Genomic DNA, 9,294 nt, shown 5'->3' on the forward strand with positions numbered 1-9,294 from the left:
TACAAATCCTTATTTTATTATTAATTAGATTATTATATTTTATTTTTTATATAAAGAAAAAACCCGCTTTTTTTACGATTTTCGCTCTTATAATCTCTTCATAAATATATCTTGTTATAAATACCGCCGTAAACAGATTTATCAAAATACCGAAAAACAGAGTAATCGCAAAACTTTGAACGGGACCGCTTCCGAATATCCAAAGTATTAAGGCAACTATTATTGTCGTTATATTCGAGTCAAATATAGTAGAAAAAGCTCTGTCATAACCCGAAATTATCGCATCGGCAATATTTGATTTTATTCTCAATTCTTCTTTTATTCTTTCAAATATTATTATATTCGCGTCAACCGCCATTCCCATTGTTAAAATCAATCCCGCGATTCCGGGCAAAGTGAGAGTAAATCTTAACGGAGATAAAACCGCTATAACGAGAACAATATTTACAAGCATCGCTATCGTGGCAAGAACTCCAGAAAGTCTATAAATCGCTATCATAAATATCGCAACAAGTATGAAAGCCATAAGTAAAGCCGTAGTTCCCGCTTTTACCGAGTCCGCTCCTATCGACTGTCCGACAACCGCTTCCTCTATAACTTTAACATTCAAAGGCAAAGCTCCTTCTTTCAATATTCTTGCCAAATCCTGCGCTTCTTCTATAGTAAATCTGCCCGTAATAACTCCTCTTCCGCCTCTGATTTCCTGATTTATATTTGGCGCGCTTATAACTCTATCGTCCAAAACTATTGCAAGCATTCTATTTACATTTTGAGCCGTTACCAAAGCGAATTGAGTTGCTCCTTCGTTATTTAGTTCAAAAGAAACATTTGCCTCGCCGAATTCTCCGCCCGTAACATTCGCGTCTATCAAAGCATTTCCTTCAAGTGACGGCTCTTTATTAACTATAACTGGCGCTCCTCTTATTCTTCTTCCGAAATCGTCTTTTTCGCTATAAAAATATAATTGTTTTCCGTATTCTGGAACTTTTGCAAAATTAGTAAAAACTCCCATAACCATATCGTCTTCGTTTATTAAAGCGGTAGATTCTTCGTCAACCAAATTAAAAGTTAAAGCTCCCTGACTCAAAACCACGCTTTTTATTCTGTCGGGGTCCCTCGCACCTGGAAGTTCGACTACTACTCTATCCTCGCCTTGCTTTCTTATTCCGACTTCGCTCACTCCGAATTGGTCTATTCTTCCTCTCAATCTTGAGATTAATCTGTCCATCGCTTCGTTTTTTTCTTCGGCGCTTAAAGATGAAACATTTCTTTCGAGTCGGTTTGCATATTCTTCAAAATCCGCCTGCAAAACTATTCTTATTCCGCCTTGCAAATCGAGTCCCATATTAACCGATTCGTTTCTTAATCTTTTATAAGATTGAACTCTGTCTATATCTTCTTTCGTATAACCTTCGGCAATCATATCGTCCAAAGATAAATTGCTATCTTCTTTTTTATCGGCTGATGTAAAGAAATACCATCTCACAGTTGGAGCTATAAACCATCCCATAATGGCAAGTCCTATTATAATGAAAGCTAATCTTAAATTATGACTCATATTCTATTCCTAAAATTTTATTTTTTTATTTTATAAACATTTTTAATTATTTTTATTTTCTTCTTCCTGCTGGGCTTTTTCCAAATCTTCTTTTAATTGATTCTTATCCTCTTTTTTATCTTCTTTTTTCGGAGGATTTAACATCTCTTCGGTAACGACTGCCGAGATTGAAGATTTGATTATTTCAATTTTTGTATTCTCTCCCAATTTAACTATCGCTACTCTTCCACCTTCTTTATCGGAAACATATTCGGCTACTATTCCGCCCGAAACTATAATTTTATCGCCTTTTTTCAAACTTGCTATGCTTTGCTGCAATTTTTGTTGTTGTTTTTTTTGCGGTCTTATAAGTAAAAAATAGAATATGGCAAATATTGCTACCATCATTCCTATAGACACTAAAGGGCTTCCTCCTGCAGCTTGCCCGCCTTGAGCGTATAATGTGGCTGTGAACATTCTTAAATTACCTCTTTATTTAAATATTTTAATAATATATTATAGTATCAATAATTTATACTTATGTCAATATTTTATTTTAAATTATTTTGATTTTTTTAAAATAATTAATTAAGATTTTTAATATATTTTTAAGGATTTATTATGACTTATAAAGAAATTATTGAAGTGGCGAAAGACTGCATGGGTTTTTGTAAAGCCTGTCCTATATGCAACGGAAAAGTTTGTAAAAATTCTATGCCCGGACCTGGCGCTAAAGGAATAGGAGATGTCGCTATCCGAAACTATGATAAATGGAAAGAGATAAGACTCAATATGGACACTATCGCCGAAAATAAAGATATAGACGCTTCTTTTGAATTATTCGGTAAAAAATTTAAATATCCGATATTTGCGGGACCAGTCGGAGCGGTTCAATTGCATTACGGCGACAAATATACGGAAGAAGAATATAATAATATAATGCTAAAATCCTGCAACGATTCGGGAATTGCCGCTTTCACGGGAGACGGAGTTAATCCAAATGTAATGATTGCCGCTACAACTATGATAAAAGAACAAAACGGCATGGGAATTCCAACGGTTAAACCATGGAATATTGATATTATAAAAGAAAAAATGAAATTAGTGGCAGACTCGAACGCTTTTGCGGTAGCTATGGATATTGACGGAGCGGGACTTCCGTTTTTGAAAAATTTGACTCCGAAGGCTGGAAGCAAAACTATTGAAGAATTAAGAGAGATAAAAGAAATCGCCAAACGCCCTTTTATAATCAAAGGAATAATGACGGCAAAGGGAGCGATTAAGGCGAGAGAATCTGGAGCGGACGCTATAATAGTTTCAAATCATGGCGGAAGAGTTTTAGACCAGTGCGCTTCTACGGCTGAAGTTTTGCCCGAGATAGTTGACGCCGTTGGAGGAACTATAAAAATTCTAGTTGACGGCGGAATAAGGAGCGGAGCGGATATATTGAAAGCGCTGGGAATTGGAGCGGACGGAGTCGTTATAGCAAGGACTTTCGTTATAGCTTTATACGGAGGCGGAGAGAAAGGAGTAAAATCCTATATCAATCAACTTGGCGCGGAATTGGAAGACGCTATGACGATGTGCGGAGTTCATAGTTTGAAAGAAATCAATAGAGATATAGTGAGATTTTAATTTTACATCAAATTTTTATATATGATTTTTTACATTTTATGATATAATAGATTTTATATATAAAACTTAACTATTAAGGAAAGCAGATTATGATAAAAAACAAAGAAAGAGCTTTATGGATATTTTTACTAATTTTTGTGTTGGCGATTTCGTTTTTCAATTTTAAAAGTCCTTCGATTGCAATCGCTCAGCAGGGAAGAGCGCAGTCGGATAACGATTTTTATTATTACAGCAGATTGTTTCAAAAAGTTTTCGCCACGCTTCAGCAGAATTTCGTAGATACGAATAATGTAACTACAAAAAAATTGATGTATGGCGCTATAAAAGGAATGCTCGAAGCAACGGAAGACCCTTTTACTTTTTTACTTGACGAAAAATTAAACGAGGCTTTGAATACGGAAATGTCGGGCAGATACGGCGGAGTCGGACTTTCAATTTCCAAACAGCCCGATAAAGGACTTTTGGTTGTCGCTCCTATAGAGGATGGACCGGGAGAAAAAGCGGGAATACTGCCTGGCGATATAATTACGGCGATTGACGGAAAAAGCACCAAAGATATGGCGGTTGATACGGCGGCAAATATAATGAGAGGAAAAGAAGGAACTAAAGTAACATTGACTATAGTAAGAGACGGAGTTCCAGATTCAATCGAATATCCTTTGACTCGAGCCTTGATAGAAATAAAAAGCGTAAAATATAAAATGCTTGACAATACTATCGGGTATATAAGAATTACTACTTTTGGAGACGACACTTCAAAAGAACTCGACACGGCGCTTAAAGATTTGAAGAAAAGCGGAATGCAAAAATTGATTTTGGATTTGAGAAATAATCCCGGCGGAAGACTCGATACGGCAATAAATATAGTCGAAGAGTTTTTATCAGACGGAAAAATAGTTTATACGAGAGGAAGAACGAGAAACGAAAATCAGGATTATTTCGCTTCAAGAAAAGGAGACGAATGGACTAAAGGCGATATGCTCGTTTTGGTTAATCAATACAGCGCTTCGGCTTCGGAAATACTCGCTGGAGCATTGCAGGATAATAACAGAGCGAAACTTTTGGGAGAGACAACTTTTGGAAAGTTTAGCGTTCAATATGTGCTTCCGTTGGATTCGAGAGACAATACTTCTTTCAAATTTACCGTAGCCCATTATTATACTCCAAACGGCAGAAGACTTCATGGAAAGGGAATAACTCCCGATTATGTGGTTGTGGAAGAAAAATTAAGCAGTTCCGATATTACCGCATTAACGGAGTTGAGAAAAGGTGGACAAATATCTTCTTATGTAAAAAGATACCCTAACGAAAGTTCGGACGCTTCGGCTTTGCCTAGATTCAAAGAAGAATTGAGAGACAAAAATATTATTCCGAGCGATTATCTATTAGAACGATTAATTTATAACGAACGCAATTTGGGTAATTATAACGAAATAGTAGATATGCGATACGATAAACAATTAAAAGCCGCTATCAATTATCTTGAAACGGGAAAAGAACCTCCGCAGGATAAAGAAGAACCGAGAGAAAACTGGTCTAACGAAAGCGAAGAATAAAAGAGCCATTTAACTTAATCATAATAAAATAAAGAGGTTATTTAGAAATAAATAGCCTCTTTAAATTTTAAATATCTAAAAATATCTAATTTTAAAATTAACTTAATAGCTTATTGTCTCGCCTCTTTCATGAATTTCCATGAATCGTAGTAATTCCGCTTTAACTTCTTCGGAAGTGGAAAGCGAAAGAACTCTTTTGGCAAGCATAGCGCATTCTGGTTTATCCAACGATATAATCATTTTCTTAACTTCTGGAATCGATATTGCCGACATAGAAAATACATCGAGTCCGAGTCCGAAAAGCAAAGGAACGGCAAGCAAATCTCCCGCAAGTTCTCCGCACATAGAAATAATGATTCCGCTTGAATGAGCGCCGTCTATAGCCATTTTTATAGCGATTAAAACGGAAGGATTATAAGGGTCACAAATAGAAGCGATTTTTTCGTTTCCTCTGTCCGCAGCCAAAGTGTATTGAGTCAAATCGTTAGTTCCTATTGAAAAGAAATCGGATTCTCTTGCAAAACTTTCCGATTTGAATACAACCGATGGAGTTTCTATCATTATTCCCAATTCCAAAGCCTCGTTAAAAGCTACATTTTCTTTCATAAGTTCGAGTTTACAGTCGTTAAATATCGCTTTAGCTTTTCGCAGTTCTTCCAACGAAACTATCATTGGAAGCATTATTTTTACTTTTCCGAAAGCGGATGCTCTGAGTAAAGCTCTGAATTGAGTTTTTATAATCGATTGTCTATCCAAACAAATTCTTAAAGCTCGCCAGCCCAAAGCGGGATTTTCTTCAACAGGCATGTCCAAATAAGGCAAATGTTTATCGCCTCCTATATCCATAGTTCTAATTGTAACTGTATGTCCGCTCATAGCTTCGACAACCTCTTTATACGCTTTAAACTGTTCTTCTTCGGTAGGAAAGTCGGTATTTTCCATAAATAAAAATTCCGTTCTATAAAGCCCTATTCCGTCCGCTCCGTTTTTCAAAGCTCCTCCCAAATCCGCTGGAGAACCGATATTTGCGTAAACTCTGATTTTAGTTCCGTCTTTTGAGATGGCGTCTCTATGGGCAAATTCTTTTAATAAAGCTCTGTTTTTATCGAACTCTACTTTTAATTTTTCGCATTCTTCTATTGATTTTTCGGAAGGCTCTATAATTACTCCGCCCGTATTTCCGTTAAGTATTATTGTTATATCCGATTTTGTTTTAATATCTTTAATGTCTTTTATTATGCTTCCAATTCCAACAACTGCTGGAATTTCGAGTGACCTTGCCATAATCGAAGTATGTGAAGTTCTGCCTCCAATTTCCGTGATAAAACCGAGCGTATTTTCCAAATTCAAATTAGCCGTGTCGGAAGGAGTCAAATCTCTCGCGATTATTATTGAATTTTTAGGAATATCGGATAATTCGACTATCGTCTCGCCCAATATATTTCTAATCCATCTGTCCGCTATATCCGCCAAATCGCCCGCTCTCTCTCTCAAATATTCATCCTGAACATCGCTTAATATCTGTCTGTAAACTTCTATTCCTTTCGATAAAGCATAATCTGCCGAAACTTTTTCATCCGTTATTATATCGTTTACTTCCTGAAGCAAATCTTCGTCTTCGAGCAAAGTTATATGTGCGTCAAATATCGCCGCTTTTTCTTCGGAAACTTTTTTTGCCGTATTCTCTCTTATTTTCTGCAGCTGTTCTTTTGTTTTGTTTCTCGCTTCTATAAGTTTCGCTTTTTCTTCTTCGGGATTTTTACAGGGACATTTATTTATTTCAATTTCTTTTTTTTCAAATAAATAAACTTTCCCAATCGCTATTCCAGGGGATACGGCTATTCCAGTGATTCTTTTTTCCATAATATAATTTTCCAAAAATAAATTCTAGTTATTTAATCTTTTAAATTTGCTAAAAATTCTTCTATCTTCTTTAAATTTTCCGCTTCGTTTTCTCCGTCACAGTAAACGGTAAGAACAGAACCTTTTTTAACTCCAAGCGATAAAACTTTTAAAAGAGAAGAACCGTTAACTCTTTTTCCCGCTTCGTTTTCAACTTCCACTTTGCAGCCTGTCAATGTTTTTATAAATGTAACGAATTCGTTTCCAGGTCTTGCATGAAGTCCCGTTTCGTTTTGTATTGTAATTTTTCCTGTAGTCATTTAATATCTCCTTGATTGATTTAATTATACTTTAAAGTATAACCATTTTTTATTATTTGTCAAATTTGGAAATATTAAAGATTACTTTAGACAATAATTATAAAATTTTATTCTTTATATTATTTTATCTGCCGAATTTTTTATCAATCATATTAAAATAAGTTCCCTGCATTACCAAATAAGGATATATTTTGCATTTTAATAATTTTAAATTCGATATTCCGCCCGTTAAAAATATTTTGCTTTTTAGATTATATTTTTCCTTAATATATTTTTTAGTTTCGTTTACGCCGTAATGAACGCTTCCTATAGTATTATATATCGCTCCCGACATAATCGCGTCTTTTATATTAGTATTAAGAGGATTTGGAATAGAATCTATCGGTCCCATTTCATAATAAGGCAAAGAAGTTCTGCTCGATAACGCTTTATAGCTCGTTTTTGTTCCGCTCATTATCATGCCGCCTAAAAATATTAAATCGGAAGTCATGACGCTTATAGTCGTTGCCGTTCCCATGTCGATAACTATTGAAGCGTATCTTTCGTTTTCGTTATAACCTTCAAAACATATCGAAGCGTAAGTTGAAAGAACTCTATCTATTCCAACCGAATCTTTAGGCTCGTATAAATTGCCTTTTAATTTTATGTCTTTATGAGTTACTCTATAAACATCTTTTTTCAAAACATCTTCTACCGAAGAGACAAATATATCGTTTCTATCAAAACAAACGCTGCTGTAAAAAACTTTATTTATTTTGTAATTTTCTTTTATTTCTTTCAACGCTGAAAGTATATGCCTTATATTATAGCTGTTGACATTGAAATAAATCGGATTATGACTTTTGTCGAATACGGCTAATTTCATTCTCGTATTTCCTATATCGGCGATAAGATACATTTTTTAATTCCTCTTAATATTATATAATATTAATTATTTAAATTATTGCTTTCCAAAAAAAGCTTCGTTTTTTCCATAAGTTTTTCTTTATCGTTTAGGCTCGGTTCGTCCAAAATCAAATCGAGCAAATAATTTAATATTTTTCCCACAATCGGACCGGGTTTTAAATTAAATTCTTTCATCAAATCGTTTCCGTTGATTTTTAAATCCTTAACCGTTATCGCGTTTTCTTCTTCGATTATTTTATCTATTCTTGCCAAAAGTTTAGGTATCGCCTTGCTTTCTTTATCTTTTCTGTTTCCGCTTCCGAGTCTGTCCGCTTCTCTCAATTTTAATAACGGTTTTATATTTTCTATTCCTACCGCTTTCATGAATCTTCTAACCGCTCCGTCTGTCCATTCATCCTGATAATAAAACATATGCTGTCTAACCAAAAGAGTAACAAAATCTATTTCCGCGTTAGAATATTTTAATCTTCTCATAACTTTTTTTGCAACATTTGCGCCGACAACTTCATGATTATAATATACTGGTTCTTCCTGTTTTGAAACTTTTTTTTGAACCATAGGCTTTGCAATATCATGAAATAAAGCGGCTAAACGAACAAGTAAAGTTAGCTCTTCCGTTTCGAGAGGTTCGACTGCCTGTATAGTATGAAGTATATGATAATAAACATCATATTTATGAAATCTGTTTTGAGCGACTCCGAATCCTTGCATAAGTTCGGGCATTATTAAAGCGAGTATTCCCGTTTTTCTTAATAATTCTATTCCTCTAAAAGGATTATCCGAAATTAAAATTCCGTTAAATTCTTCTCTTATTCTTTCGTAAGCGATTGAAGTAAGCATTCCCGTAGAGTGGCATATCGCGTCAAAAGTTTCTTTTTCTATATTGAAATTTAATCTTGTAGCAAATCTTATCGCCCGCATTATTCTTAATCCGTCTTCGGTAAATCTTTCGTAAGGATTTCCAACCGAACGAATTATTTTATTTTTAATGTCTTTCATTCCGTCAAACATGTCTATAAGAGTTCCGTCCAAAATATTATAAGCCATCGCGTTTATAGTCAAATCTCTTCTCGGTAAATCGTCCTCGATGCTTGCAGTATATTCGACTTTATCGGGATGCCTTCCATCGCTATAATTTCCATCGCTTCTGAAAGTTGTTATTTCCACATGCATATCGTCAAGTATTACAAGAATAGTTCCATGTTTTATCCCAGTAGGAATCGTATATTTAAATATTCTCTGAACATCTTCGGGTTTCGCATTTGTAGTTATATCGTATTCTTTCGGAGTAAATCCCATAATGGAATCTCTAACCGCTCCTCCAACCAAAAAACATTGAAAGCCTTCCGTATTTAAAATTCTCGCTATCTCTTTTATAGGAGCTGGTATATTGGTAAAAATTTTCTCCAAATTATTTTCCTGATAATATTTTTTAATTATAATCATATAGTATATACAATTTTACATTAATTACAAATTTTAATATTAAGAATAAAAA

At 34.6% G+C, this 9,294-nt stretch carries 8 protein-coding genes; 2 read left to right on the plus strand and 6 right to left on the minus strand.

Annotation, left to right across the window (positions count from 1 at the left end):
* Positions 1-46 precede the first annotated feature (46 nt).
* Positions 47-1,558: a protein translocase subunit SecD gene (secD, locus tag ACR0QS_RS07945; RefSeq protein WP_432632907.1), complete on the minus strand. Its 1,512-nt coding sequence runs from the start codon at positions 1,556-1,558 to the stop codon at positions 47-49.
* Between the two features lie 42 nt (positions 1,559-1,600).
* Positions 1,601-2,014: a preprotein translocase subunit YajC gene (gene yajC, locus ACR0QS_RS07950; RefSeq protein WP_432632908.1), complete on the minus strand. Its 414-nt coding sequence runs from the start codon at positions 2,012-2,014 to the stop codon at positions 1,601-1,603.
* 144 nt (positions 2,015-2,158) lie between these two features.
* Here yajC and ACR0QS_RS07955 point away from each other — a divergent pair, with 144 nt between their 5' ends.
* Both ACR0QS_RS07955 and ACR0QS_RS07960 read left to right on the plus strand, forming a co-directional pair.
* A complete protein-coding gene (locus tag ACR0QS_RS07955) occupies positions 2,159-3,172 on the plus strand; it encodes an alpha-hydroxy-acid oxidizing protein (RefSeq protein ID WP_432632909.1) in 1,014 nt (337 codons plus the stop codon).
* An 89-nt stretch (positions 3,173-3,261) separates the two neighbouring features.
* A complete protein-coding gene (locus ACR0QS_RS07960; protein ID WP_432632910.1) occupies positions 3,262-4,728 on the plus strand; it encodes a S41 family peptidase in 1,467 nt (488 codons plus the stop codon).
* Between the two features lie 102 nt (positions 4,729-4,830).
* Here the strand turns inward: ACR0QS_RS07960 and ptsP are convergent, their stop codons facing one another.
* The 4 genes from ptsP to ACR0QS_RS07980 all read right to left on the minus strand — a co-directional run bounded on the left by ptsP (position 4,831) and on the right by ACR0QS_RS07980 (position 9,206).
* Positions 4,831-6,591 (minus strand): phosphoenolpyruvate--protein phosphotransferase, encoded by a 1,761-nt coding sequence (gene ptsP, locus ACR0QS_RS07965; RefSeq protein WP_432632911.1) that lies wholly within the window; start codon positions 6,589-6,591, stop codon positions 4,831-4,833.
* 32 nt (positions 6,592-6,623) lie between these two features.
* Positions 6,624-6,890, minus strand: coding sequence for an HPr family phosphocarrier protein (locus tag ACR0QS_RS07970; protein WP_432632912.1), 267 nt, complete (start codon positions 6,888-6,890; stop codon positions 6,624-6,626).
* A 124-nt stretch (positions 6,891-7,014) separates the two neighbouring features.
* Complete coding sequence (locus ACR0QS_RS07975; protein WP_432632913.1) at positions 7,015-7,788, minus strand: type III pantothenate kinase; 774 nt, start codon at positions 7,786-7,788, stop codon at positions 7,015-7,017.
* A 29-nt stretch (positions 7,789-7,817) separates the two neighbouring features.
* Complete coding sequence (locus tag ACR0QS_RS07980) at positions 7,818-9,206, minus strand: HD domain-containing protein (protein ID WP_432632914.1); 1,389 nt, start codon at positions 9,204-9,206, stop codon at positions 7,818-7,820.
* Positions 9,207-9,294 lie beyond the last annotated feature (88 nt).

This window comes from Brachyspira sp., assembly GCF_050873525.1.
GTDB lineage: Bacteria > Spirochaetota > Brachyspiria > Brachyspirales > Brachyspiraceae > Brachyspira.

Coding starts and splice junctions, on each gene's coding strand:
- secD (WP_432632907.1), bottom strand. CDS start 1,558: ATGAGTCATAATTTAAGATTAGCTTTCATTATAATAGGACTTGCCATT.
- yajC (WP_432632908.1), bottom strand. CDS start 2,014: ATGTTCACAGCCACATTATACGCTCAAGGCGGGCAAGCTGCAGGAGGA.
- ACR0QS_RS07955 (WP_432632909.1), top strand. CDS start 2,159: ATGACTTATAAAGAAATTATTGAAGTGGCGAAAGACTGCATGGGTTTT.
- ACR0QS_RS07960 (WP_432632910.1), top strand. CDS start 3,262: ATGATAAAAAACAAAGAAAGAGCTTTATGGATATTTTTACTAATTTTT.
- ptsP (WP_432632911.1), bottom strand. CDS start 6,591: ATGGAAAAAAGAATCACTGGAATAGCCGTATCCCCTGGAATAGCGATT.
- ACR0QS_RS07970 (WP_432632912.1), bottom strand. CDS start 6,890: ATGACTACAGGAAAAATTACAATACAAAACGAAACGGGACTTCATGCA.
- ACR0QS_RS07975 (WP_432632913.1), bottom strand. CDS start 7,788: ATGTATCTTATCGCCGATATAGGAAATACGAGAATGAAATTAGCCGTA.